Below are 26,726 nucleotides of genomic sequence, written 5' to 3'. Positions count from 1 at the left end.
TTTAAGAATATTTAAAAAAAAGAACATATCATAAGATGTGTTCTTTTTTTTATTTTTGAGGATTAAAAAAACACAATATGAAAGAATTTATGTTTTATATCCGTAATGCCGGAGATGCAAAGATGGCTCTTTCTGCTAATGAACATCTGGCATTTATAAAAAAATGTGAAGTCTATATTACACGGCTCAAAAATGAAAACATGCTTATAGCGGCACAGCCAATCATTCGTGAAGGTTTTATACTTTCCAAAGACAATGAAGCTTGGGTTAAGACCCCTGTAGATCCTAATAAGGAAGTTCACGTAGGATATTATCATATTCGTGCCAACACTATGGATGAGGCCATTGAAATAGCGAAAGAGAACCCGGAGTTTGAATACGTTCCGTCAGCAACCATTGAAATCCGACCCATTAAAATGAAAGAAGAGGAAACCGATTTTATTTATCCGTCAAATTAACAGGCGATGATTATTTTTTTTAAGATCAATAGAAATATATAAAAACCCATCCTCAAAAAAAACAATTCATCCCATCTATATATAATTTAGAAAAGAAATTTCGTTTCATTTAAAAAATATTTTTACCTTTGCGATGTGAATTTTAACAACGGAACATATTATTATAGAATTTTTACCTCAGCTCTGGGATAGGGATTCTTATGAATATAATTTAAAACCTCGTCCTAGGGACGAGGTTTTTTTATTTAAAAAAATAGATAAAGATGAAAATAAGTATTATTGGAGTAGGATTAATCGGAGGGTCGATGGCTTTGAAATTAAGAGAGAAAAACATCGCCAGCTTCATCTACGGAATCGATAACAATACACAGCATATCAGTGACGCATTAGATCTTAAAATTATTGATGCCGGAGTAGATCTTGAGCATGGAATTAAAAATTCGGATTTGATTATCCTGGCTATTCCTGTAGATGCTGCCAGAAAACTATTACCTTCTGTTCTTGACTTAATAACTGATCAGCAGACGGTAATGGATGCAGGTTCTACAAAAGCTGGAATTGTAAATGCTGTAAAAGACCATCCGAAACGTTCAAGATTTGTAGCTTTCCACCCGATGTGGGGAACAGAAAATAACGGTCCGAAATCCGCTATTGCAGAAAGTTTCTCCGGAAAAGCCGGGGTAATCTGCAACAAAGAAGAATCCGCAGAAGATGCCCTGAATATTGTTGAAAAGGTAGTCAATGCCCTTGATATGCACATGATCTACATGAATGCACAAGATCACGACGTCCATACCGCTTATATTTCCCATATCTCCCACATCACTTCTTATGCACTTGCCAATACGGTACTGGAAAAAGAACGTGAGGAAGAAACTATTTTTCAGCTTGCCAGTTCCGGTTTTTCAAGTACGGTACGTCTTGCCAAATCGCATCCTGAAATGTGGGTTCCCATCTTTAAACAAAACAAAGAAAATGTGCTGGATGTTCTGAATGAACATATCTCACAGCTCAGAAAATTCAAATCTGCCCTTGAAAAAGAGAATTATGAATACCTTGAAGAACTGATCACCAATGCCAACAGAATCAGAGGAATTTTAAGGTAATCAATTCCACACAATACTAAAAGCCCAACGGTTTTTACTTTTATTTTATTAAGAAACCCTTAGTCAGAAATGCCTAAGGGTTTTATGTTGTATTACAATGTTATTTCTATTAACACTCCGGAACGTTAACTGCGATAGCCAGTCCGCCTTCGGAAGTTTCTTTAAAACGGTCACTCATAGACTGAGCAGTTTCCCACATGGTAAGAATCACCTCATCCAATGTTACCTTTGCCTTGGTAGGATCACTTTCCAGTGCGATATTGGCTGCCGTAATTGCTTTCATGGCACCCATTGTATTTCTTTCGATACATGGAATCTGTACCAATCCTTTAATTGGGTCACACGTTAATCCAAGGTGATGTTCCATTGCAATTTCTGCTGCCATCAATACCTGTCCTACGCTTCCACCCAGAATCTCTGTAAGTCCGGCTGCTGCCATTGCAGAAGACACTCCGATTTCTGCCTGACATCCTCCCATCGCTGCTGAAATAGTCGCATTTTTCTTGAATAATGTCCCGATTTCTCCTGCCACAAGCAAGAATCTTACAATATCATCTTCACTGATAAATGGTGTAAATGCCTGAGAATACATCAATACTGCCGGAATTACTCCACTCGCTCCATTGGTAGGTGCGGTAATAATTCTTCCGAAACTTGCATTCTCTTCGTTCACTGCCAGTGCAAAACAGGCAATCCATTTGTTAATATTGGTAAAGTTCTCTTCAGCATCTACCACCTGCTGGAACCATTCATCTTTATTTTTATAAATCTTATCTCCCAACAGTTTTCTATTGATTCCTGCTGCTCTTCGGGTAACATTCAGTCCACCCGGAAGAATTCCTTCTTTATTAACACCTTTATAAATGCATTCTTTGATTTGCTGCCATATATAAAGTGCTTCCTGTCTTGTTTCTTCCTGAGTTCTCCAGCTTTCTTCATTCATAAAAATCAAATCTGACATTTTATCAAATCCTAGCTTTTCACAATATTTTGCAATATCCGAAGCCTTATGACAAGGGTATAATGTACGAACACACTGCTTTTGAATAGAGTTTTTTTCCTGGCTGGCAATAAAACCACCTCCTACAGAGTAGAAATCCTGCACAAGCTCTGTTCCGTCTTCGAAAACAGCTCTGAAGATCATTCCGTTAGGATGAAAATCAAGGCTCTTTTTCATATTTAAAATCAAATGATGTCCGTAAACAAATGGAATAATTTTCTCTCCTCCCAGATTAATGGTTTGAGTATTTTTGATATAATCTATTTTCTCATCAATTTTTGAAGTATTGATGGTCTTAAAATCTTCTCCATTTAAGCCTAGCATTCCTGCAATATCAGTTCCGTGCCCAATCCCCGTTTTGGCGAGCGAGCCAAAGAATTCAAGAAAAACCTCTTTAACTTCTTCTATTGATCTTTCTCTTTTTATAATCCTGATAAATGCAGCTGCTGCATTCCAAGGTCCCATCGTATGCGAACTGGACGGACCTATCCCTACTTTAATAATCTCAAAAACCGATATTGATTCCATAAATGATTCGTCATTTTCCTCAAAAACAAAGATACATGATAAATCCTAATATATGCATAGCAAAATCCCAGATTTATTTGGTTTTGACAGTCCATAAAATAAGTATTTTTGTAATTGAACTGATCGTATGAATTTCAATCAAATATATCATTACACTGTTCTTTTTAATCATTTTTTTTTAAATGGAAACATTAATTAAAAGCATTCTGCAACATGTCCAATTAAGTCCGGAAGAAATAGCAGCCTGTAAAAGTTTCTGGACAGAAAAGACATTGGAAAAAGGTGATTTTCTGTTGAGAAATGGAAAAATATGCCGTCATGACAGTTATATTATTTCGGGAGTTTTAAAAGCTTTCTGCATTAATGAGGAAAACGGAAATGAAGAAATTCTCTTTTTAGCTATTGATCATTGGTGGGCCACAGATATTGCCAGTTTTTCAAAGCAAAAGCCTTCCATTTATAATATTCAGGCGGTAGAAAAAACAAAGCTTCTACAGATCAGTCATCACTCCTTTCAAAAAATGTTGAAGGAAATTCCAGCCTTAGAAAAATATTTCAGAATTATTCTGGAAGGTTATCTTGGAACTCTTGAAAAAAGAGTCGTATTCAATCATATGTACAAAGCAGAACAAAAGTATTACGACTTCCTGGAAACGTACCCCGATATTTCCTCCAGAGTTCCTCAATATCTCATTGCTTCTTACCTGGGAGTTTCAGCAGAATTTATCAGCCGGATCAGGAAAAAAAATAAGTCCTCTTGAACCAGATCAATTTTTCAGGATTAAATAATCAGGAATTTTGTAGTATAAATTTTTAATAAATGAAAATACTGATTATTAATGCCAGTGTAAGAAATGAAAGATCTTACAGCAGAAAACTGACCCAGCTTTTCGTTGAAAACTGGAAGGCCAAATATCCTCTTGACTCTTTCACTTACAGAGAAGCCGGAACTGATGTTATTCCCAATATTGATGAATCCTGGATTGCAGGCGCTTTCAAAAAACCGGCAGACAAAACCGAAGAAAACCAAAAGCCTTTACAACTCAGTAATGAACTCGTCAAAGAACTCAAGGAACATGATGTGTATGTAATTGGAACACCCATGTACAACTGGTCTATTCCTTCCGGATTGAAAGCTTATATTGATCAGGTGATGCGGATTAATGAAACCTGGAAATTCAGATCCGGAGTTCCGGATGGTGATTATGTAGGACTTCTTGAAAATAAAAAGCTTTTTATTCTCTCAACCCGCGGTGATACCGGATACGGAGAAAATGAAAAGAACGCCCATATCAATTTTCAAACAACGTATCTGAAGCATATTTTCGGAATTATGGGTGTAAATGATGTTACCATTCATTCTTTAGATAACGAAGAATTTGGAGGTGAAGTCTTTGAAAATTCTAAAAATAAAATCTTTGAAGCGATTGAATCCATTCAATAAATTATAAGTACCACTGAGGGCATCAGGTAAAACTTTTGCCCTTTTTATCAGCTGAAACTTTCCTCATGCTGAGACAGATCAAGCCCTTTATTTTCAGATTCTTCAGAAACCCTGAGGGTAATAATAGCATTCGTAATTTTATATAAAAGCAACGAACCGAAGAATGTAAAAACAGAAACCAAAACCAAAGCGGCCATATGATGAAGAAAAACATCTAGTCCTCCATGCAGTAAGCTTGCTCTTTCACCATGAGCAAAGATGGCGGTAAGAATCATTCCCATAATTCCCCCTACTCCATGACAGGCAAAAACATCCAGCGTATCATCTATTTTCTTTAAACCTTTCCAATTGACTATTACATTGGAAACAATCGCTGTAATGAACCCTATAAAAAGGCTTTCCTGAATGCTTACAAAACCACATCCGGGAGTAATGGCCACTAATCCCACGACGGCTCCGATGCAGGCACCCAAAGCAGAAACACTTCTTCCATTAATTCTGTCGAAAAAGATCCAGGTCATCATTGCTGAAGCAGAAGCAATGGTAGTTGTTCCAAAAGCGGTAGCAGCAGATGCAGAAGCACTCAATGCAGATCCCGCATTGAAACCAAACCATCCGAACCACAACATTCCTGTTCCCAGAAGTACATACGGAATATTGGATGGCTCATGATGCGGATTTTTTCTGTTTCCTACCACCATGGCTCCGGCAAGTGCAGCAAAACCGGCACTCATATGCACCACGGTTCCGCCCGCAAAGTCTTTGACTCCAAAATATTTGTTTAAAAGGCCATCAGGATGCCATACCATATGACAAAGCGGGGTATAAATAAAGATGCTGAAAAGAACTATAAATAGTAAATAAGAAATAAAACGAACTCTTTCTGCAAAAGATCCGGTAATAATAGCCGGAGTAATAACTGCAAATTTCATCTGAAACAGGGCAAACAGAATAAACGGAATCGTAGGTGCCATCAGTTTATGAGGCAGATTTCCTACCCCGTTAAAAAATGGATAACTTAATGGGTTACCGATAATACCGTAATGTTTTCCGGCAATGGTAATGCCCAGAGATTCACCGAATGACAAAGAAAAGCCTACTACGACCCAAACCATAGAGATGACTCCTAAAGCAATAAAGCTCTGCAGCATGGTAGAAATTACATTTTTCCTGCCGACCATTCCTCCATAAAAAAAAGAAAGTCCTGGTGTCATGAGCAGGACAAGTCCAGCCGCGGCCAAAATCCAGGCCACATCAGCGCCTACAATTTTATCTTCGCTTAAAAATTCTCCCGTCTCAGGAATAACTGCAGCCGGACTCCAGAATAAACCTCCTATGGCTACAAGTGTGATGACAGAAAATGAAACGATCCATTTTAATCCTACTTTCATAAAATTTATATTTAACCCTATCAAATTTAAACATAAATTTCATAAAAATTATATTTTAAAACAAAACACCCCTAAAAAAACATCATCAATTTGATAATATTTTTATTTTTCACAAAACACTTCATTCAAAATTTTAGAAACTTCTTTGTATTTTGTTACCGGAAATAAGTGGGTTCCACCTTTGATCACGTAATCCGGTTTTGAATTTCTGATTGGAAAGACAATGTCTTTATCTCCTAAAATCTGAATTATTTTAGGGGTTTCTTCAAATTTCCATTCGGAAACCTTTTCTACAGACCATTTCAGATAGTAAGGATCTCTCACTCTGAAGTATTGCAGTACTTTTGGGTTTTTAGGATCAAAAAGTTTTCTGATACCGGCATACACATTGGCTGCTTTATCATTAAAAAGTCTCACAGGAAGCAGCCTTGGGATTTTAGTAAGCCCTCCGGTTTTTATAAAGTTGGATTTCTCTTTATCAGATTTTATGCTTCCCAAAATCACCACTTTTTCCGCAGGCTTTAATTTGTTAATCTCCTGCACTATGATTCCTCCAAAAGAATAGCCTAATAGACAGAATGGTTCAGAATCATCTACTTTTTCTGCCATTCTTTTAACATAGGCATCAAAAGGTTCGTCTTTTTCGGGGATCAGCCAATCTATAAAAATCAATTCACAGTGTTTGGGAAACGATATTCTTTCAAGGACTGTAAAGTCTGCTCCCAGACCGCTTACGATATAAATTTTCATACCACTAATTTATAAAAAATACAGAGAAACAGGGAATGGCTTCCACAAATCTTTATTGAATAAAGTCATAAAAAAGAGCCATTCTGATGAACGGCTCATTGATAGTAATCAAATAAATGATCTTATTTTTTCTTTTTCGGAGCTCTGTTTTCGTTGTCCAGCATTTCCGTAGAAACTTTGAACTGAATGTCCATTTCGTTCTTAATAAAATAATCTTTTAATGAAGACTGATAGAATACTTTAAAGTCTCTTCTGTTCAGAGAGAACTTTGCAGATTCAATAGAGGTTGTAAACTGGGTAACGTATACATTCGCAGGGAAAGAAATTGTTTTTCTCACACCTTTAAGAGTAAGGTCACCGTATACTGTAGAATTGTATTCACTGTTTGCCAAAGGAATAATTTTAGTCAAATGGAATTTTGCAACAGGGAATTTTTTTACTTCAAAGAAGTTTGTACTTTTCAAATCGTTGGTAAGTTTGATCTGATCTTCGTCAGAAACATCACCTGCCATCATACTTCTCATATCTATTACAAACTCTCCATCTACCAGAACCGTGTGGTCAAAGTTGAATTTTCCGCTTTTTAACTTTACCGTTCCAGAGTGGGAAGAAGCTTCGGTTTTCACCACTTTATATCCCCACCATCTGATCTCTGATGAAGTCACTTTTGCAACCTTATCAAATTTCTTTTGGGCAGAAACAAATGATATACTTGCGCACACCATAGCAAACAATAGTAATCTTTTCATTCTTTTTTATTTACAATTCAACAAAAATAAAAAAAAGTGTAGAACTTCTACACTTTTAATAATCTTTTTTTGATTAATTTATTGAGCAGTTACCTTTACAAGCATATCAATATCATCTTTCACAAAAACATCCTGCATGGTAGACTTATAAGCTACATCAAATTTTTGTCTGTCGAAAGAGAATTTGTTTGATACTAAACTTACCACTCCTTTACTATAAGAAATCTTAGCAGGGAAAGAGATTGGGCTTGTTTTTCCTTTTACAGTAAGGTTACCTGTTACAAGAGAGCTATAAACTTTATCGTTATTTTTCTTTACTCCTGTAATTTTGAAGCTTGCTGTAGGAAATTTTTCAACTTCAAAGAAGTCACCATTCTTAAGGTGCCCGTTTAGTTTTTGCTGATATTCTCCTGTAAGGTCAGTAGAAGTAATAGAAGTCATATCCAACACGAAGCTTCCGCCTACCAATTGGTTTCCTTTCATTACCATATCTCCAGACTTCACTTTCACAGTACCGTCATGAGAACTAGCCTCAGATTTTGCTACTTTATATCCCCACCAGTGTACGTCAGACGCTACTACTTTTTTTGACTGTCCGAAAGCTAATCCACCAGCTAATACTGCTAATAAAAATATTTTTTTCATTGAATAGAATTGTTTACTTATTTAACGATACAAAGGTAGGTATCTTATTCAATAGATTTCATTGATGTATATCAATAAAAATTATTATTTTCATGAATAATATCATCCCATAAAAAAACTCCGGGAAAATCCGGAGTTGTATCTTATACTTGGTAGTAAGCTGTATAAAGCGCTATACCATTTAATGCAGTATGATTTTGCTTGACCAGATAGATTGGAGTGCTTCTAAGCATTTCCTCCATTTTATCACTGATCTTAAACTTCTCATAGAATTTCGCCTTGTCTATGTATTCTCTTACAATCTGTGGAATATCTCCGGCAATCAGTAACCCTCCGGTAGCTTTAAGCTTTAATGTAAGGTTATTAGCCTCTCTTGCCAGAAACTCCAGGAAAGTATCTAAAGCAATTCTGCAGATCAGAACATTTTCTTCTACAGCAGCTTTGTATAATTCCTCTACGAAATTTCCCTGTGCAAGGCGCTCTCCCAGCCATTCCGGCTCAGGATGTCTTTTCACATCTCTTAAGAATCTGTAGATATTGAATAATCCTGACTTGGAAAGTACATTTTCCCAGCTTACAATACCATAGATATTATTTAAAAACTGGTAAAACTCAACTTCCACGTTGGTTCTCGGTGAAAACTCAGAGTGTCCTCCTTCTGTTGCGAAAGGTCTCAGGTATTTTCCATCAAAGAAATATCCGGCTTCTCCTAACCCATTTCCCGGGGCAAGAACCGCAACATTTCCTTTTTCAAGATGTCCGCTGGTATAAATAGCTTCCAGATCGTTGTCTTCAAGAAGAGCCATTCCGTAGGCAGAAGCTTCAAGGTCATTCAGCATGTCTACTTTTTCAAACCCGAAATCGCGGGCATATTCAGCAACATCTAAATGCCATCCCAGCCTTGCAGGGTTGCTTCTTCCATCCAATACAGGACCTGGTACTGCCATTCCCAGACGTTTTACATTTTGCAGCTGATTATCCTGAATAAACTTCTTCAATATATCTGAAAAAGAAGCATATTCTTTGGTTGCATATGTATTTTGTACTTGTATCTCAAGACCTCCGTTCCCGGAAACGAAATAGCCTAAGATTGTTATATCTTCACGGAGGCTTGCTCCAATGATAGAAACATTATCATTATTACTGTTCTCTACTCCTGGTAAATAAAGTGGAAATTTTGGATTCAGAATCATAACCTCAAATTTTACCAAATATAATAATTGTTTTTGTAAATCCTGCACAGAACGAAAAAACCTTTCCACTTTCGTGAAAAGGTTTTGGTTAATAATTGTTTATATATTAAATCTAACTACTTTCCTAATGGAATATTGTAACCGAATCCTACACCGATATTCCCCACATTATAGTCCTGACCTGGCAAATCTCCTTTCGTTCCTACAAAAACCTTTTGGTATTGTACGAAGAAATTCCAGTCTCTGTTGTGGTATCCGATCTCCGGCTTGATGTAGAAACCTCCGCTAGCTCTTTCAACATTGGTATTGGATGCTACTGTTTTGTCTCCAACAAGGAATCCGTATCCTAAATCAGTTCCGAAATAGAAACCGGTTTGTTTTGGGTAAATTCTGATTAAAGCTGCCACAGGCACTACTCCTACATCATTATTTTTATACCCGTTGTTCTCTTTTCCAAAATAGTGTGTATATCCTGATGCGATACCTAAACCAAATCCTGGTGTAATCAGGTTCTGGTAAGCTACATCCACTCCTACTGCTGCAGAAAGATTATCTGAGGGAACTGCTAAACCAACATTTGCGCCTACTTTGATCATATTATTCATCTGAGAACTTTGAGCGCTTGCTATACCTGCTGTTAAAATACCAGCCAGTACTATTGCTTGTTTAAACATTTTCATAACTCTAATTTTTAAATTTTACTAAGCAAGAGGATGTAAAAATCATGCCAAGCAAGGCTATTTCTTTGATTTTAACACTCAATCAATTCGTAAACCAATGAATATCAATGAATTATTTTTAACAAAATTTAAATGTTTGTTTAACAAAATTTATCTAAAAAAGATGATAAAAAGTGAATTAAGAGGAAATGGAAGTTGGAAGCCGGATGCTGGAAGAAATATACTTCTATAAAACCAATTCTATTTCTATAATGCAAAGTTTTTCTGCTTCCTGCCTCCAGCCCCCTTCAACAATATTAACAAACCTTAACCCGTTATTAGTTTAACCTTTACCTTCGAAATACATCAAAAAAATAAATTCTTTCATGATGGCTGATTCATTATTACAAAACAAGCATCTTCTTTGGCGGGCAGGTTTCGGTGTTGGAGTTAATCAAATTGACGATTTGAAAAATAAGAACATAAAAACGCTGATGAATGAATTATTTAAAGAAGACAGCTTCAGCGAGATCACTTATGATACTCCGGATCCCGTTTTGGCAGCAGATTATATGAACAGTACTGCTCCCGCGGAAAAGAAGAAAGAAATGCAGCGGATTAACAGGGAACAAAATAATGAGCTGAACCTGAATTTCCTGAACTCTATTGTGAACAGCAAGGAACAGATGAGAGAAAAAATGGCGTTTTTCTGGCATGGGCATTTTGCATCAAGAGTACAAAATCCAAGGTTTAACAAACAGCTTTTAAATACGATCAGGAAAAATGCACTGGGAAATTTCAAAGATCTGCTTTTTGAGGTAAGCCAGTCGCCGGCGATGCTTAATTTTTTGAATAATCAACAGAATAAAAAGGATCATCCTAATGAAAATTTCGCCCGGGAAGTGATGGAATTATTTACCATGGGAAGAGGAAATTACACGGAAAAAGATGTACGAGAAGGAGCCAGAGCCTTTACCGGATGGAGTTATGATAAGGAAGGAAATTTTAAAGAAAGGAAAAATCTCCATGATGAAGGCAGCAAAACCTTTTTAGGAAAAACCGGGAACTTTGACGGCAATGATGTTCTCAATATTATTCTGGATCAAAAAGCTACGGCACAATTTATTACGACAAAAATTTACAAATTCTTCGTCAATGAAAAAACTGATCAGGAGATTGTTAATCAACTCAGTGCCAATTTCTACAGTTCAGGATATGACATCAAGAAACTGATGACTGAGATATTCTCAAGTTCATGGTTTTATGATCAAAAAAATATAGGAAACCGTATAAAATCTCCTGTAGAACTTATGGCAGGAATCATGAGGATTCTTCCTATGCAAATCCAGAATCCTGAAAACCTCATTGTGTATCAGAAATTATTAGGGCAAATGCTGCTTTATCCACCCAATGTAGCTGGCTGGCCTAATGGAAAATCATGGATCGACAGCTCTACTCTGATGTTGAGACTTCAGGTTCCGCAGATCTGGTCCGGGCTTCGGCCTTTAGAATATAGTCCCCGACAGGATGATGACATAGATATGGGCATGAAATCCCGTGAAACAGCTTTAAATAAAAACTTTAAAAACCCGAATATTACCATCGACTGGGGTCGTATTGAAAAGCTTTTCGCCAATAAAAACTGTGAAGATTATCTTCTTCAGAATACGCAAAGCCTTGATATGAGCTCTGTAAAAAATTTTTCAGACAGGAGCATAAAAATGAATGTCATCAACCTGATGTCTACTCCGGAATACCAGTTGATGTAGGTTGCAGTCTTTGGGTTGCAGGTTGCAGGTAATAGCTGTCAAAATATAGCTTAATTGCCATTTATTTATCTTTTACCAGTATAAAAAATAAATGCCAGTAAAAATGCCGCCCAGCCCTACAACCTGTTACCTATAACCTGCTACCTATCATCTGTTACCCGCTACCTAAAAACCTTTACCCTAAAAGCAAGATTATGTTAATCAAAAGAAGAGAATTCCTCAAAATAAGCTCACTGGCCACCGCTTCTATGCTGATGCCCAATTTCCTGAAAGCTATGACGCTGGACGAAGCGCTGAATCCTAATCAGAATATTCTGATAGTTCTTCAGTTTACAGGCGGAAATGATGGGTTGAATACCATTATTCCGGCAAAAAATGATATTTATTTCAGGGAAAGGAAAACATTGGCCATTCAGGACTCTATACCATTAACTGATGAGGCAGGAATTAACCCGTCCCTCTCTTATTTTAAAGAGCTTTATGATAACGGCGAACTGTCTGTAATGAACAATGTAGGCTATCCGAATCCGGACAAATCTCATTTCCGAAGTATGGATATCTGGCAATCGGCAAGTAGAAGTGATCAGTTTCTGGAAACCGGCTGGCTGGGACGTTTTCTGGATGAAGAATGCTATCGCTGCGACCATCCAACTCAGGCGTTGGAAGTAGATGATATGCTAAGCCTTGCCTTAAAAGGTGAAAATAATAAAGCTTTTGCCTTCAAAGATCCTAAAAGACTTTATCAAACCAGCCAGGAGAAGTATTTTAAATCTCTGTACGACCATCACCACGATGATGAGACAGTCTCTTATCTTTATCAGACTTTAGGCTCTACCATTAATAATGCTGATTATATTTTTGAAAAAAGCAAAGCCAAAAAGACAGAACAGACTTATCCCAATTCACAATTAGGAAAAGACTTTAAAACAGTAGCTTCTCTGATAAAATCTGATATCAATACCCAGGTTTATTATCTTTCTGTAGGAAGTTTTGATACGCATGTCAACCAGAATGACAGGCAGAAAAAATTATTTGACGATATTAATGAATCAGTAAAATCTTTTGTGGCGGATATGAAAAGCAATGGACTTTTCAAAAATATACTGCTGATGACATTTTCTGAATTTGGCCGTCGCGTAGCACAAAATGCCAGTAATGGAACAGATCACGGAACTGCCAACCAGATGTTCTTTATCGGTGGAAATCTTAAGAAAAAAGGATTATTGAATGCATTGCCCGATCTACAGAACCTGAATGAAGGCGACCTTATCTACAAAGAAGATTTTAGAAAAGTATATGCTACTATTTTAAAAAACTGGCTTAAAGCAGATTCTTCTAAAGTATTGGGATGGAAAGACGGGATTTATGATTTTGTATAAGCATTCCTACCGAATGACAAACTGTATAAATATTTTAAATTTATATTGAACCGAAGACGCTAGAATTCCCCCTCCTCCGGAAGGGTGGTCAAACACATACTATTTTCATCATCCATCAAATAAAAAGAGACTGTGCATACTTATGACAGTCTCTTTTTAATAATTTTAAATTTTAACTACTTTTACGTTTAAGCCGTAATCTGCTTTGGTTCTTTTTCTTTCTGATCTTCTTTTTTATCAAGTTTCTCAGATATTTTTTTAACAATATATTCTATCGCTATGGGTGCCAGGATCGCAATTAATGCTTTAAATATTCTTGATTTCATAATTAACTTGGTATTATTGAATTATTAGTACAATTTCCAAGCCAAGATGGAACCTAAAAATAAATTATCTGTCATAATCCTTTATTAATGGTACATTCAGAACAGATTACTTTTCATCAGGTATAATCAGATGCTGATAATTTTTACTTCCCAGTTTAAATTTTTCTTCCATTTTCACTCTTAATTTTCTGGGTTTATGAACAATTAAACTGTCACCAAACCCAAGCAGCAATCGTTCCAGTTCGAAGTTGATTTGAACACATATTTTAAAAAGAGTTCCGTCACCATCTTCTTTTATAATCTCCTGGCTTTTATGCAGCGGCTTAGTTTTTACATAAGGAGCATTGCCGGCATCTACCCAGAAAATCACATTCCTAGGATCCATTGATTCTGAAACGGTTACCCCTACGATATCTTTAAAGTATTCATCACCATCCAGATCTTTATCAATATACTGAAGCTTTTCATCAGCCTCAATACTTTCCATTCTGTCAAGAGCCAGATTATACATTTTCTGTTTGTAAAGGCAGATCAGAAACCAACGGTTGTTGAATTCCTTCAACAGTTGCGGATGTACCGTAAAAATATTGGATTCCCTTGCTGTAAAGCTTTTGTAAAGAATCTTCAATACTCTTTTATTCGCGATACTTTCGTAGAGGATATCAATATGTTCCAACCCTTTAAGCTGTTCATTTTTATCCAGATGAATAATCGATTTCTGACTGGTTGAGTGGATAGAGTCTTCCAGCTTTTGAATTACCCCATTCATCTCTTTGAACATGGAAAAGTCCTTGAACTGTTTTAAAATCTGAACTGCATTATTCATCGCCTTAAGATCACTTTCATTCACAGAGATATTATGAATGCTGTATTCCGGGTCGCTGTAACGGTAATATTTTCTTTCGTAGACTTCAATAGGAGCCTCATATCCGAATTTTTCACTCCGCATATTCTGAAGATCTAGCTGAACGGTCCTTTTACTTACAAAAGATTCCTTTCCCTCAAATTCAAATAATGCTTCCGAACATTCATCAATGAGATCTTCCAGCGTATATTTCCTGTATTTATTTTTAAGGCACTTATCTAGTGTTTTATACCGGATGAGCGCATTTTTATTGGATGACATTCCTTAGTGTTTAATGATTGGGTGTTTTTTAATAAGCAAAATGTGCTTTTTAGATTATTTCTCTTTCAAAGCATTTTCGTCAAAAGTAATCCCCTCCCAACCGAATTTCATGAAGTTTCGGATATTCTGGTGATCAGTCCCTTCCGGGTTTTTCAAAACATCATCTCTGTAGAACTCACCAAAAAGCCAAAGTGTTTCTTCTTGGGTCAGATCATGGATGCTTGCAAAGCTGAAAAGCTTACACGAACCATTATTCTGTCCAGCCTGGTTGGTAGTATCACCATTTTGAAAAGCGGTAGGGGTAAATTCATAATGTTCATCAATATAAGCGATCACATCATTAAACTGGATCGTTTCCGGGAAATGTTTTAATTGTTCTAATAATACCATGGACCTTGTTTTTTTATATTTTACACTATTTTACAAGCTGCAAACAGACTTTTCCGTCTTTTTCACAAACTTTTTGTAAAAATAATTAAAATTTCTTTACCTACGCAAAACTATTGCGCAATAAGGTTATTACTTTGCATCATCAAAATGAAACAACAATGGAATTTAATGGAAATCATTTAATCGAATTAGGATATAGACCCGCAAAATGGTTTAAAGATGCCATTAGCTATATCAACGAGAATAATCTGGATGAACACCAGATTGCAGAATATCTGGTACAGTTCAAACAGCCGGATATTATTCCGCTCCACGAAACGGCTAAAGATTTTATGATCAACATCCGTGCGGAACACGAAAGTGAGAATGATAATGTGGAAAAAGTAATCAAAACAATGAAAGTTTTGATGAAAACCCCTACTCTTATTGGAGGTGCTTTAATGCCGGATGCCTGCCCTACAGGTCCAGAAGGTCAGATTCCTGTGGGAGGTGTGGTGGTTGCCCAAAATGCCATTCATCCGGGATTCCATAGCGCTGATATCTGTTGTTCTGTAATGCTGACAGATTTTGGAAAAACCAATCCTAAAGAGGTTTTGGATGCTGCACATGCGATTACTCATTTCGGATATGGTGGAAGACCAAGAGGGGAACAGATGCCAATGTCTCAGGAACTGATGGATGCTTTCAGAGAAAATGAATTCTTAAATGATGAAAAACTGATCAGCATTGCCCGTTCTCATATGGGAACTCAGGGAGACGGAAACCACTTCCTTTTTGTAGGAATTTCCAAAAATACGGGAAATACCATGATGGTAACCCATCACGGATCAAGAGCTCCGGGAGCTGCTTTATACGATAAAGGAATGAAAATCGCTAACCGTTTCAGACAGGAAATTTCTCCCGAAACCCTGAGGGAAAATGCCTGGATTCCTTATGATACCGAAGAAGGTAAATCTTATTGGGAAGCACTGCAGTTGATAAGACAATGGACAAAGGAAAACCATACTTCTCTTCATGATGCCGTGCTGAACAAGCTGGAAATGGAGAAAGAAAACAGATATTGGAACGAACATAACTTCGTTTTTAAAGATGGAGATCTCTTCTATCATGCAAAAGGAGCTACTCCACTGGATGATAAATTCATGCCGGATATTACGGGACCAAGACTGATACCGTTGAATATGGCAGAACCGGTATTGATTGTTCAGGGAAAAACGAATGAAAGAAACTTAGGTTTTGCGCCGCATGGAGCAGGAAGAAATTTCAGCAGAAGCCAGCATAAGAGATCTTTAGCTCATAAAACGACAGAGGAAATCTTCAATGAGGAAACAGCAGGATTAGATATCCGTTTCTACTCCAATGAGGTTGATATTTCTGAACTTCCAAGCGCTTATAAAAGTGCGAAGAATGTAAGAGCACAGATTGAAGAATATGGACTTTGTGAAGTTCTGGATGAAGTGATGCCATACGGATGTATCATGGCCGGAGACGTTCAGAAGAATGCTCCATGGAAGAAAAAGAAGAAATTCAGAAAAGCATAATTGCATATCTGATATGAACTAATATTTAAACCTTATAGGTTTTTGAAACCTATAAGGTTTATAAAAACTACTAACCAGCCTTACGGGTATAAAAGCTTGTAAGGTTCATGAAAACCAAATTATATAACGGCAGGGGCAGTAGCTCAGATGGTTAGAGCAACAAAATTACTTTTCGCTGCAGGCAATTAAAGTTCCTATGAATCCCAATTGTGTGTCACAGGTTCGAGTCCTGTCTGCTCCTCAAAATGAAGAAAATGTGTATATTCATATATCAGACATTTTCATTATTAAAAAAATTAAAGGCAAAGAAAGTTCCTATAATTCAGAATTACTTTCCGCCTTTTTACAAATTATAAGGCAAAGGGAGTTCCTATATTTTTTGGAAAAATACTCCCCGCTTTTTATAAACTATAGGTAAAAGGAGTTCCTATACCCTTCACTTTTAATGAATCTACTCCTCACTTATTTTTTAAACTTAAAACAATGAAAACACTACAATTATTTAATGCAGTATTGGCCAGAAAATCTGATGAAAAGCCATTTATTTCTAATGATGGCTTCATCATTGAACCGGATGCTTTGTGGGCAAAAAATGAGATCATCTCTTATTATGCAAAGGAAAAACTGAATGGAAATGATTTGAATAAAACCTTTCATAAATCCTGGGAGAAAATAAAGAATACTTCCAGAATTGATTTATTTTTTGAACAGATCAGCCATTATATTTCAACGTATGGAAGCGATTTCCAAAGTGAAATGTATATTCCTGATGAACTCTTGAATGTTCCTGATATGAAGATGGTTTTTAAAGTCATTAAAGCCTATTCTGTAGAAGAAATGCAGGAAAAATGTCTTTCTTTGCTAAGATCAGGTATTGCTTTAAAAGAAGAAACCATTGATGATCTGCTTTCTATTTTACATACGGAACTGGAATATGATTTTACCGGAAAAGAAAATATCAGGAATAAAGAAGCGGTTATAAAAATAGCTGACCTTTATGAAGTTTATCCAGAAAATCCTGTTGAGTTTTTCCGTTATGTTATTTATAAGACAACCACTACAACGCTTTTGATTAAAAATGATGATTTGATTAATTTGATCAAGCAAAGTAACTTCAACCCAACCTATCTGTTCGAAAGCTTTGGACTGGAAAAAATGGCGGAAATTTTCAACAGATTTAAGCCGTTATTCCTTGCATATAAAAACAGAGCGCCAAAAGTAATCAATAAAATATCAAAGCTGTCTAAAGTGCATCATAAACCATTGATATCAAACCCTTTGAATGATGCTACGAATACATTACTGGAAAACAGTGATTGGCATTGGCTGGAAAATGCGACACCGTTTGCATTATTTAAAGCAATGTCAGCATGTTACTCAAGAATGTATGGTCAGGATACTTTTGTTTACAGAGTTCGAAACGGAAAATCATGGACTAAAAAAGGTAAGGAAACTTACGTAAATCAGTTCAATTATGATTTCATTCTGGACTTTTTGAAACTGAAATATGAAAACCTTTCCGGAAAGAAATTCTACTTCCCAGAGAATGTAGAATTTGCATTGCCAACTTCTGAAAAAATGTTTGTTGGAAATATTCCTACCGGAACGCGTTTTTATGGTGACAGACTGGCTGTAGGTATTTATTGGGAAGACAAATGGGGAGCGAATGACCTTGACCTTTCGGGATTGAATATCGCCGGAAAAATAGGTTGGAATGCAGCTTATAATCATAATGACGGACAATTGATGTATTCCGGAGATATGACTTCTGCTCCCAACGGCGCTGTTGAATATCTTTACGCCAATAAAGGACATTGTGCGCCAACGCTTGTTATGAATAACGTTTTCAGTGGAGATGCCAATTGTGGTTATAAAATCGTAATCGGAAAAGGAGATAATATTTCTTACGATTATATGATGAATCCTAACCATCTTTTTGTTGAAGCCAGATGTAATTCTGTACAAAAGCAAATGATTCTGGGAATGCTGACGACAAAGAACGAAAAACAATGTTTCGTACTATTGAATTTCGGAGCCGGACATTCTCATGTTTCAGGAAATAATGAAGTTTCTGTAATGGCAACCAGTGCCTTGTACCAGCAGTGGTACGAAGCAATGTCTTTCAATGAGCTTGTAAAAGAGCTTGGAGCAGAGATCACAACAGAAAAGGCGGAAGCTGATTTTGATTTCTCGCTGGAAAGCCTGGAAAAAGATAGTTTTATCAGAATTTTTAAATAAATTCCATTACGCCATCTGATTATTATATTGGGTGGCGTTTTTGGATTATATCTATTGCAACAGTCTCAACGACAGGCAAATTATTTTTTTTTAAAAGTAATCATCTTTTTCTATATATTTGCCGACCTAATTAAAAACTAATAACATAATCATGAAGAAATTATTATTTCTATTCTTATCCCTTACTTTGGCATCATGTGGTTCAGACGGCGGCAGAGATGATGAAAACGGTACAACCAACAATGTCAATGCTTCTCCAAAAGTGGTAACCGGTAAACCTACTTTCAGCAATGCACAGTTCAAATTTGCAGGAACAGTAACCTCTTCCGGATCGGGATATTCAAGACGTGGATTCTGCTGGGCAAAGAATATTAATCCTACCATCAGCAATTCCAAAATGATTGAAGAGTATACTAACACTACAGGAGATTATCAGCTTATGGCAACTTACAGTACTGATTTTGAAAAATCAACGACTTATTATGTGAGAGCCTATGTAGCGGCTAATAACGGGGATATTATTTATGGAGATAACGTAACCTTCGTTACACCAGCAAAGATGGATATTACTTTCAAAATGGCTAAAGCCATCTATACCACTTCAGCCACATTAAGTACGGATGACATTTCGGTAAATTATCTTGAGGCATTCTATCCTGATGAGAAAGGATTCTGCTACAGAACGAGTGCCGGAGTTAATATATCAAACGGCCAAATCATCAAAATATCGAATCCTAATAATTACTCAGCGTACGAACTGGAAGCTACGGCATTACTTCCCAACACTACTTATTATGTAAGATCTTATGTAAAAGAAGGCGCACAGGTATATTATTCAGACGAAAAGACATTTAAAACTGCTGGTGCCATAGGTGCTTCAGGGGGATATGTTTTTTATGATAAGGGAGAGTTTACGGACGGCTGGAGATATCTGGAAGCTGCACCTGCCAACCTTACTTATAATGGTTCTGATAAGATCAAATGGGGATGTACATTTAATATCATCAACCAGACCCAGGCTGTAATGGGATCAGGACCTGCTAATACCACAAGAATTATTTCCCAATGTTCGGATGCCAACTGCGCGGCCAGATTATGTGCTAATTACACTGTGAATGGTATTGGTAACTGGTTTTTACCATCTGAAGAAGAACTGATGGCATTTTATAAAAGTGCCAAGAATGTTTACAATATTGCATCCAACCCATGGAATGATGTATCTCAAAAGTATTATTGGAGTTCTACCGAAATACCGGGTGGTAACTCAGCAAGAATTCTGGACGGATATGCTGGTTATATGTGGGAATATAATAAAGATTACAACATGGTAAGGGTAAGACCTTTCAGAAGATTCTAAAATATAAAACCGCTACTCTTAGCGGTTTTTTTTATTGTAATGAGAATATAGAATGATTTTAAACATTCACTTTTTTAACAGAAAATAGTCCGTCATTCCAATTAATAACGACTTTTCTGCCGCAATCAATCTGAATACTGAACATATTTTCCAGCGGAAACTGAAGCACAGACTGAATAATCAGACGAATAACTCCGGCATGGGTAACAATTAAAGCTTTTTTGATATCTTTTTTCTGAATTAATTCCTGCCAGAAAGTGAGAACGCGGGTTTGCATTTCAAGAAGATTTTCCCCTTCAGAAGCATTCACACGAATAAAATCATTGTACCACGGATTGATTTCTTCTTCCGGAATATCCGTCCATTTTTTCAATTCCCAGTTTCCGAAGTTAATTTCGCGAAGTCTTTCATCTGTCTGATAATCAAATTTAAAATAATCAGCTAAAAAACAACAGCGCTCAGAAGGGCTTGAAATAATTTCATCATAATCCTTATCTATGTCCAATGTTTTAAAATCATCAATATAACCTTTCCTTAAAGGCATTTCGGCAAAACCATAACATAGGTTTTCAGCATTTTCTACAGCAGTATGCCGGATTAAGTGAATTTCCATACGATGATTGTTCCTAAGTAAAATAAAACTTCGCAAACCTGTTGTACTGCCCCCAGACAGTCACCTGTGTAGCCGCCGATATGTTTTTTAAAATACCAACCTAGATACAATTTCCCAACATATGCCAGAGCAAATGCAAAGATCAAATGCCAGTCCGGAATGAGGTAAAAAGCAATTAAAACACTGATGAAACCAACTATTAAAGCCGTTTTATCCAATGGTTTATTGGCCAAAGGTTTCGACTTGCTGACATCAATATCAGTCACATATTGATGGGTATAAATCATCGTTCCCGAAATAAACCTGCTTGTGGTATGAGCTAAAATAACAATCAGTAAAACGCCTATTGGATCGCTCATTCCCAAAGCATGAATACTGTAGAATTTTAAAGCAAAAAGAAGGATAATACCTATTGTTCCGTATGCTCCTACTCTGCTGTCTTTCATGATGGTCAGGATTTTCTCCTTCCCATATCCGCCTCCGAAACTGTCACACATATCTGTAAAACCATCTTCATGAAAAGCTCCGGTCAGCAAAACATTCGAGATCATCATGAGAACAATTCCGATTTCAAGATTAAAAAGCAGTGTGGAAAGATAGAGAACCAATGCATTAATAAATCCTATTATCAATCCTACCCAGGCAAAATATTTCTGAGATTTATTCATAATCTCACTGGAGTATGGAATGGTGAACGGAACCGGAATTCTTGTGAAAAACATGAGTGCGGTGGCTAAGTAAATCAGTTCATTCTTGAGGACTTTCATCTGCTTGTTTTAAATATAAAAACTGGATTAATCAATTCCCGTAAAATTAGGAAAGCTTTTAACAATGATAAAGAGATTGATTAAAAAAATAAGAAACATGAATCTTATCACCTTAGATTTATCCTTTAAATTCGGCAGTATTTATACTTTTGCACCGTAATAACCACGAAAAAAATCAAATGAAAAAGTCTTATTTCATTGCATTATGCGCTATATCCCTGGCTAGCTGTTCAGCTCCGGGTGATGAACTGGAAAGTTTAAATGAATCACAAATTCTTAACGGATCTGCTCCTAACAAATTGGCCAAAGGAGGCTTCAGAGATAATCCGGATACCCCCACTCCTCCACCTGCAGGAATCTGGTCCAAATCCTTTTACTTAACGAAACCTATTTACGGTTTTTACAGTGATCTTACCAAAAAACACCTGTACAGTAATTCCCCTTTAGCATCTGAACTTCCTAAATCCTATCCCGGATTAAGCTACTATTTTCAGGAAAGATTATTAGGATCTGCTGATGGACCCGGCCCTGTCATTTCAAGCTGGTTTCACACAGGAAGCAATGACCTGGTATTAACCACCAATCCTAATGAGTTTGCAGGACAAAGTTACTGGGAGAAAAGAGATCTGGGAACCAGTTACAACGGTGACGAGCCTGGAAGTTTTCCAATTTACAGGTATTTTAATGCTGATAAAAAAACTCACTTCTACACAAGAGATAAGAACGAACTGGGAGACGGAAAAGATGGATTTGTTTATGAAGGAATTTCATTCTATCTGAAAGAATCAGAACCGAAAGCGTTCAGAATCCGTGACGGAGAATTTTTCCAGGATACCAGCACAGGAGCAGTTTATATTGTCTTTGAAAGTACTTTAAGACGTATAGATTCCTGGTCTGTTGTAAATGGATTATTTGATTTTAAACCAGATCCAAGAACCGGAAAATCTAAAGAATGGAAACTTTTAAAAGTTAACAATATCAATGACTATACCGGAGAAAGAGGACCTGATATTACTTCAGCAAATCAATTGGTACAAAACACCAACGACGGCAAAATATACCTGGTTGACGATGGTTTATACCGATATATTCCTACAGATCTGATATTTAAACTTTACAATTTTAATGAAGATGCTATTCAGCGTAAACCTATACGTATGATGTTTACAGGGAAAGATATTGCTAAAACTTACTAGTAAGTTTCATTTCTATACAGTAAAAGGGGCTTTATTGCCCCTTTATTATTTTCTAAAACTAAGATTTATTAGAAATATGAGCATCTTCAAAGCTGGACATTTCATTCAGGAAATTAACCGCACTTTGAATAAGCGGATAGGCCAATGCACAACCTGTTCCTTCTCCAAGGCGCAGATTGAGATTTAAAATAGCTTGCTCTCTCATTAATCCCAGCAATTGAGGATGGGCATTTTCATTGCTTACATGACAGAAAATACAGTTGTTCAGGACTTCAGGATTCTTTTTCCAGACGGTGGCTACTGCTACAGTGGCAATAAATCCATCTACCATGATCAGCATGTTATGATGATAAGCTTCTTCTATTGCGCCGATCATTTGGGCTATTTCTAATCCGCCAAAGGTTTGTGCAATTTCATCCTCGGTCATTTCAACCGGATATTTTTCAATAGCTTCTTTTAAAATACTGATCTTATTATCCAACTGATGATCATTCAATCCTGTTCCGCGTCCGACACAGTTGGTAATGGGAATATCAAAGAGTTTGCTCATTATCAGAGAAGAAGCAGAAGTATTCCCGATTCCCATTTCACCGAAACCAATAATATTACATCCTTTTCCTGCAATCTCAGCAACCACAGCTTTTCCGTTTTTAAGTGCCTGCCGATATTCTTCAGGAGTCATAGCAGGTTCTTCCAGAATATTACGGCTGGATTTTCTGACTTTTTTATTTACCAGATCCACCCCTTCAGGAAAATCAAAATTAACTCCGGCATCCACAATTTTAATTTTGATATCATTCTGTCTGCAAAAAACATTGATAGCTGCTCCCCCGCCAAGGAAATTCATCACCATCTGATAGGTTACTTCCTGTGGATAGGCACTTACCCCTGCTGTGGCAATCCCATGATCGGCCGCAAAAACCACCATATGAGGATTCAATAATTTAGGTGAAGTAGTTTTCTGAACCATTCCGATTTTGTGGGCAATATGTTCTAGATGTCCTAATGCGCCTAAAGGCTTTGTTTTAAAATCAATTTTATGCTGTAATTCTGATGATAACATGGATAGTTTATAGTTATGTTAAATGGAAAAATGCAATATTAGTAAAACGGTGGATATTTTGTAGCGTTTGTTTGTAGTTTTATGGGCAGGAGGCTAGATGCTGGAGGCTAAAATCGTCCCCTCGCAAACTTCCTCATCTCTACAACACTATTATTCTCTTACCTTCACACCTCGAATCCCACACCACTCAACTCTCAAACTCTCCCACACTCAAACCCTAAAACTCGTCCCCAAGAAACCTGGATCTCGAAATTTAAAATAGCTGCGCAAGTACATTACGTACATCACCACTTACTTTGCATTATAAATAAAAAATAATGACACCAAAAATACTTGAAAAAATAAAAGAAGTTGAAGCTGCAAAAGGGGTAAAAGTTCTTCTGGCAGTAGAATCAGGAAGCAGAGCCTGGGGTTTTGCGTCTCCTGACAGTGATTATGATATACGTTTTATATACCGTCACGACAAAGACTGGTATCTTTCTCCATGGGATAAGGGTGAAACAATAGAATTTATGACAGAAGATGATCTGGATGGCTCCGGTTGGGATCTGCGAAAGACTTTTCACCTGTTGCTGAAATCGAATGCGGCTTTGCTGAGCTGGTTCTACTCTCCTATCGTTTATAAAGCGGATGAAAAGTTTGTAGAGCTATTCAAGCCTTTGGCTGACGCTTGCTTTTCACCTGTGGCAGTTTCTTATCATTATCTGAGCATGAGCAAAAAATATCTGGAAGCCTGCAGAAATGATGAAGTAAAATTAAAAAGTTACTTTTATTGCTTACGAACCACATTAACAGGAAAATGGATCATAGAGAAAGGAACAGTTCCGCCTGTATTGTTCAGTGAACTGCTTGTTTTAACCGATCTGGAAACCAGACGAAAAATAGAAGATCTTGTAACCTTAAAAGCCACCAAAGAAGAATCCTATTATCACCCGAACGATTGGGAACTGTTTGAATTTCTGGAGAAAACAATCGCGGAAAATGAAGAAAAATCAAAGACTTTATCAGGAGGAAAGGCGGATAAAGGGGAGATGGAGAGGGTTTTTAGGGAAATATTGAAATAGAAAATGATATAAAGACTTATTTTGCATAAAAATTAAAAAATACAGATGAAAAATATAATCGCACTCTCTCCCATGTATACGGAGGACAGTAATAACCTGAAGAAAGCATCACTCAATACTTCCTATGAGCTAAACCGTTTCAATGCAAAATGGAACGTTCCTGAAGAATTTCGTAAGGACGTGATTGCGGTATATGGTGAAGATATTTATGCTGAAATTGTCGCGGAACAATGTAATCTAACATTAACAAAACCTAATGATAACTGGCTTTCAAAAATTTCAGAAGAATTTACAAAGCGTAAAATTGTTTACGGAAAGCTGAAAGATTTCGTACATGAAGAAAATATATTCATTAAATGTTCAGACTTTAAAAACTTTAAAGCAGGTGTTTTCGATAAAGTAACGAATATCAAAGGTTTTGAAACACTGGATCCGGAAAGCATGGTTTTCACCTCTGAAGTTGTAGAATGGGAACTTGAGGTAAGATGTTTTGTTTTAAATAATGAAATTAAAACATATTCTTCTTATTGGCGAAACAATAATTTCGACACCAATGAACTTTCAGAAAAAGAAAAAAAAGATTTGTTTGAATTCTTTACATCTTTTATTCAAAAATATTCTTCTACTCTTCCTATTGGCATTGTACTGGATTTTGGAATTATAAAAGGAAAAGGCTGGGCTTTGATCGAAGCAAATCCTGCATGGTGTTCCGGATTGTATGCATGCGATGCAGAGAAGGCTTTGGAGGTGATTGTGAACAGCTGTATTAAAAATTAAGATTATGGAAATGATTATCTTCATCGGGATTCCGGCAAGTGGAAAAAGTTCCTTTTACAAGGAGCTTTTTTTCAATTCACATATAAGAATCAGCATGGACCTCCTGAATACGCGAAACAAAGAAGGAAAATTACTCCAATATTGTTTCGAAACTCAATCAAAAATGGTAGTTGATAATACAAATGTAACTAAAGAAGGCCGAAAAAAATATATTGAATTAGCACTTCAAAATAAATATGAAATTATTGGATATTATTTTGACAGCAACATTCAGGATTGTATGGAACGGAATAAGAGCCGAAAAGATTTCATTAACGAAATTGGAATAAAAGCTAAATATAAAGAGTTGGAAAAACCTCTAATTGAAGAGGGTTTTTCCAAAATATTCAATGTGAAAATTGTAGGACAAAAATTTGAAATCAACGATTATGAAATTTGAAGAAATTGAAGCTTTAATGCGAAGAAATGAAAGCCTTTCGGAACAGTATATTCTGCCAGAAAATTTTATTATTGTAAGATTAGACGGAAAAGGATTTACTAAACTCACCAAAGAAAAACTTTCGCTTGAAAAACCATTTGACCAAAAGTTCAGTCAGATAATGATTGATACTACAAAATATCTTTTTAATGTTGGTTTTAAAGTAATATATGGCTATACTCAAAGCGATGAAATTTCATTATTGATTCACAAAGAAGATAACACGTTCAATAGAAAAATAAGAAAGATCAACTCTGTTTTAGCAGGAGAAGCAAGTGCTTTTTTCAGTCTGAAATTTCAGGAAATCTGTGTTTTCGATTGTAGAACTATTGCTATTCCTAATCAGGAAATGCTTCTGGATTATTTTTGTTGGAGACAGGAAGACTCTCACAGAAATTCACTTTCCGCTCATTGTTACTGGACATTGAGAAAAAATGGATTTAATGCTAAACAAACCACTGAAAAAGTTGAAAAATTGTCACAATCTGATAAAAACGAACTTTTATTTCAGTATGGAATTAATTACAATAGTCTTCCATTGTGGCAAAAACGAGGGGTTGGAATTATAAATAAGGAAATGAAAAAAGAAGGTTTAAATCCTATTACTAAAGAACCAGTTGCTTATTTGAGAAATGAATTGCTTGTTGAAAATGAATTACCAACGCGGGAAAGTTATAGAACATTTTTAAAAGAAATTTTTGAAAAGATTTAATTTTTTG

Annotated in this window: 27 protein-coding genes and 1 tRNA gene; 15 read left to right on the top strand and 13 right to left on the bottom strand. The window is 36.3% G+C overall.

All coding sequences use genetic code 11. The annotated features are described in order from the left end of the window. Positions 1 to 77 precede the first annotated feature (77 nt). Positions 78 to 458, top strand: coding sequence for a YciI family protein (locus tag CLU97_RS05945; RefSeq protein WP_121487107.1), 381 nt, complete (start codon positions 78 to 80; stop codon positions 456 to 458). A gap of 263 nt (positions 459 to 721) precedes the next feature. After that, positions 722 to 1,564, top strand: coding sequence for a prephenate dehydrogenase (locus CLU97_RS05940; RefSeq protein ID WP_121487106.1), 843 nt, complete (start codon positions 722 to 724; stop codon positions 1,562 to 1,564). Positions 1,565 to 1,673: 109 nt separating this feature from the next. Here CLU97_RS05940 and CLU97_RS05935 read toward each other — a convergent pair whose 3' ends face one another. After that, complete coding sequence (locus CLU97_RS05935; protein ID WP_121487105.1) at positions 1,674 to 3,092, bottom strand: L-serine ammonia-lyase; 1,419 nt, start codon at positions 3,090 to 3,092, stop codon at positions 1,674 to 1,676. 182 nt (positions 3,093 to 3,274) lie between these two features. Here CLU97_RS05935 and CLU97_RS05930 point away from each other — a divergent pair, with 182 nt between their 5' ends. Further along, positions 3,275 to 3,853, top strand: coding sequence for a Crp/Fnr family transcriptional regulator (locus tag CLU97_RS05930; RefSeq protein ID WP_121487104.1), 579 nt, complete (start codon positions 3,275 to 3,277; stop codon positions 3,851 to 3,853). Between the two features lie 59 nt (positions 3,854 to 3,912). Beyond that, complete coding sequence (locus CLU97_RS05925) at positions 3,913 to 4,536, top strand: FMN-dependent NADH-azoreductase (protein ID WP_121487103.1); 624 nt, start codon at positions 3,913 to 3,915, stop codon at positions 4,534 to 4,536. Positions 4,537 to 4,583: 47 nt separating this feature from the next. On the opposite strand, the gene CLU97_RS05920 is transcribed toward CLU97_RS05925, so the two are convergent. The 6 genes from CLU97_RS05920 to CLU97_RS05895 all read right to left on the bottom strand — a co-directional run bounded on the left by CLU97_RS05920 (position 4,584) and on the right by CLU97_RS05895 (position 9,944). After that, the gene (locus CLU97_RS05920) at positions 4,584 to 5,927 is read right to left on the bottom strand and encodes an ammonium transporter (RefSeq protein WP_121487102.1); all 1,344 of its coding nucleotides are present in this window, start codon (positions 5,925 to 5,927) and stop codon (positions 4,584 to 4,586) included. Between the two features lie 102 nt (positions 5,928 to 6,029). Then, on the bottom strand, positions 6,030 to 6,677 hold the full coding sequence (locus tag CLU97_RS05915) for an alpha/beta hydrolase (protein ID WP_121487101.1): 648 nt from the start codon (positions 6,675 to 6,677) through the stop codon (positions 6,030 to 6,032). Positions 6,678 to 6,799: 122 nt separating this feature from the next. Then, positions 6,800 to 7,426, bottom strand: coding sequence for a YceI family protein (locus CLU97_RS05910; RefSeq protein ID WP_121487100.1), 627 nt, complete (start codon positions 7,424 to 7,426; stop codon positions 6,800 to 6,802). A 78-nt stretch (positions 7,427 to 7,504) separates the two neighbouring features. After that, positions 7,505 to 8,071: a YceI family protein gene (locus CLU97_RS05905; protein ID WP_121487099.1), complete on the bottom strand. Its 567-nt coding sequence runs from the start codon at positions 8,069 to 8,071 to the stop codon at positions 7,505 to 7,507. Positions 8,072 to 8,214: 143 nt separating this feature from the next. After that, entirely contained in the window at positions 8,215 to 9,264 is a 1,050-nt protein-coding gene (locus CLU97_RS05900) for a glucokinase (protein WP_121489665.1), read from the bottom strand. 116 nt (positions 9,265 to 9,380) lie between these two features. Then, positions 9,381 to 9,944: a hypothetical protein gene (locus CLU97_RS05895; protein WP_121487098.1), complete on the bottom strand. Its 564-nt coding sequence runs from the start codon at positions 9,942 to 9,944 to the stop codon at positions 9,381 to 9,383. Positions 9,945 to 10,309: 365 nt separating this feature from the next. Between CLU97_RS05895 and CLU97_RS05890 the strand changes: the two genes are divergently transcribed. Together CLU97_RS05890 and CLU97_RS05885 are read left to right on the top strand one after the other, a co-directional pair. Next, positions 10,310 to 11,692, top strand: coding sequence for a DUF1800 family protein (locus CLU97_RS05890; RefSeq protein ID WP_121487097.1), 1,383 nt, complete (start codon positions 10,310 to 10,312; stop codon positions 11,690 to 11,692). A gap of 194 nt (positions 11,693 to 11,886) precedes the next feature. Beyond that, entirely contained in the window at positions 11,887 to 13,071 is a 1,185-nt protein-coding gene (locus tag CLU97_RS05885) for a DUF1501 domain-containing protein (protein WP_121487096.1), read from the top strand. A 188-nt stretch (positions 13,072 to 13,259) separates the two neighbouring features. On the opposite strand, the gene CLU97_RS23590 is transcribed toward CLU97_RS05885, so the two are convergent. From CLU97_RS23590 to CLU97_RS05875, 3 genes are all read right to left on the bottom strand, one after another. Next, positions 13,260 to 13,397 (bottom strand): hypothetical protein, encoded by a 138-nt coding sequence (locus CLU97_RS23590; protein WP_164723343.1) that lies wholly within the window; start codon positions 13,395 to 13,397, stop codon positions 13,260 to 13,262. Positions 13,398 to 13,503: 106 nt separating this feature from the next. Continuing rightward, positions 13,504 to 14,523 (bottom strand): helix-turn-helix transcriptional regulator, encoded by a 1,020-nt coding sequence (locus tag CLU97_RS05880; protein WP_121487095.1) that lies wholly within the window; start codon positions 14,521 to 14,523, stop codon positions 13,504 to 13,506. A 54-nt stretch (positions 14,524 to 14,577) separates the two neighbouring features. Continuing rightward, positions 14,578 to 14,913: a HopJ type III effector protein gene (locus CLU97_RS05875; protein WP_121487094.1), complete on the bottom strand. Its 336-nt coding sequence runs from the start codon at positions 14,911 to 14,913 to the stop codon at positions 14,578 to 14,580. Positions 14,914 to 15,653: 740 nt separating this feature from the next. Between CLU97_RS05875 and CLU97_RS24350 the strand changes: the two genes are divergently transcribed. The 4 genes from CLU97_RS24350 to CLU97_RS05860 all read left to right on the top strand — a co-directional run bounded on the left by CLU97_RS24350 (position 15,654) and on the right by CLU97_RS05860 (position 20,049). Further along, positions 15,654 to 16,454: an RtcB family protein gene (locus CLU97_RS24350; protein WP_410493418.1), complete on the top strand. Its 801-nt coding sequence runs from the start codon at positions 15,654 to 15,656 to the stop codon at positions 16,452 to 16,454. Between the two features lie 132 nt (positions 16,455 to 16,586). Next, positions 16,587 to 16,695 (top strand) — tRNA-OTHER (locus tag CLU97_RS23585). A 242-nt stretch (positions 16,696 to 16,937) separates the two neighbouring features. Next, entirely contained in the window at positions 16,938 to 18,692 is a 1,755-nt protein-coding gene (locus tag CLU97_RS05865; protein ID WP_121487092.1) for a hypothetical protein, read from the top strand. A 151-nt stretch (positions 18,693 to 18,843) separates the two neighbouring features. Beyond that, positions 18,844 to 20,049, top strand: coding sequence for a hypothetical protein (locus CLU97_RS05860; RefSeq protein ID WP_121487091.1), 1,206 nt, complete (start codon positions 18,844 to 18,846; stop codon positions 20,047 to 20,049). Positions 20,050 to 20,107: 58 nt separating this feature from the next. Here CLU97_RS05860 and CLU97_RS05855 read toward each other — a convergent pair whose 3' ends face one another. Beyond that, positions 20,108 to 20,662, bottom strand: a complete 555-nt coding sequence (locus CLU97_RS05855) for a histidine phosphatase family protein (protein WP_121487090.1) — start codon at positions 20,660 to 20,662, stop codon at positions 20,108 to 20,110. Then, positions 20,647 to 21,429: an adenosylcobinamide-GDP ribazoletransferase gene (locus CLU97_RS05850; protein ID WP_121487089.1), complete on the bottom strand. Its 783-nt coding sequence runs from the start codon at positions 21,427 to 21,429 to the stop codon at positions 20,647 to 20,649. The genes CLU97_RS05855 and CLU97_RS05850 overlap by 16 nt, the downstream gene beginning before the upstream one ends. Before the next feature lie 179 nt (positions 21,430 to 21,608). On the opposite strand from CLU97_RS05850, the gene CLU97_RS05845 reads away from it, so the two are divergent. After that, complete coding sequence (locus CLU97_RS05845; RefSeq protein ID WP_121487088.1) at positions 21,609 to 22,625, top strand: hypothetical protein; 1,017 nt, start codon at positions 21,609 to 21,611, stop codon at positions 22,623 to 22,625. Between the two features lie 58 nt (positions 22,626 to 22,683). On the opposite strand, the gene cobT is transcribed toward CLU97_RS05845, so the two are convergent. Then, positions 22,684 to 23,688 (bottom strand): nicotinate-nucleotide--dimethylbenzimidazole phosphoribosyltransferase, encoded by a 1,005-nt coding sequence (cobT, locus tag CLU97_RS05840; protein WP_121487087.1) that lies wholly within the window; start codon positions 23,686 to 23,688, stop codon positions 22,684 to 22,686. 317 nt (positions 23,689 to 24,005) lie between these two features. On the opposite strand from cobT, the gene CLU97_RS05835 reads away from it, so the two are divergent. From CLU97_RS05835 to CLU97_RS05820, 4 genes are read left to right on the top strand one after another with little or no spacing between them, the layout of a single operon-like run. Next, positions 24,006 to 24,752 (top strand): DNA polymerase beta superfamily protein, encoded by a 747-nt coding sequence (locus tag CLU97_RS05835; protein WP_121487086.1) that lies wholly within the window; start codon positions 24,006 to 24,008, stop codon positions 24,750 to 24,752. A 45-nt stretch (positions 24,753 to 24,797) separates the two neighbouring features. After that, complete coding sequence (locus CLU97_RS05830) at positions 24,798 to 25,529, top strand: ATP-grasp domain-containing protein (protein WP_121487085.1); 732 nt, start codon at positions 24,798 to 24,800, stop codon at positions 25,527 to 25,529. Positions 25,530 to 25,533: 4 nt separating this feature from the next. Continuing rightward, entirely contained in the window at positions 25,534 to 25,968 is a 435-nt protein-coding gene (locus CLU97_RS05825; RefSeq protein WP_121487084.1) for an AAA family ATPase, read from the top strand. Beyond that, positions 25,958 to 26,719, top strand: a complete 762-nt coding sequence (locus tag CLU97_RS05820) for a tRNA(His) guanylyltransferase Thg1 family protein (RefSeq protein WP_121487083.1) — start codon at positions 25,958 to 25,960, stop codon at positions 26,717 to 26,719. Before CLU97_RS05825 ends, CLU97_RS05820 begins: the two co-directional genes overlap by 11 nt. The last annotated feature ends 7 nt before the right edge of the window (positions 26,720 to 26,726 follow it).

Origin of the sequence: Chryseobacterium sp. 7 (assembly GCF_003663845.1) — a bacterium.
In the GTDB taxonomy this organism is placed as follows: Bacteria; Bacteroidota; Bacteroidia; order Flavobacteriales; family Weeksellaceae; genus Chryseobacterium.
This window is presented reverse-complemented; position numbering and strand designations above follow the sequence as displayed.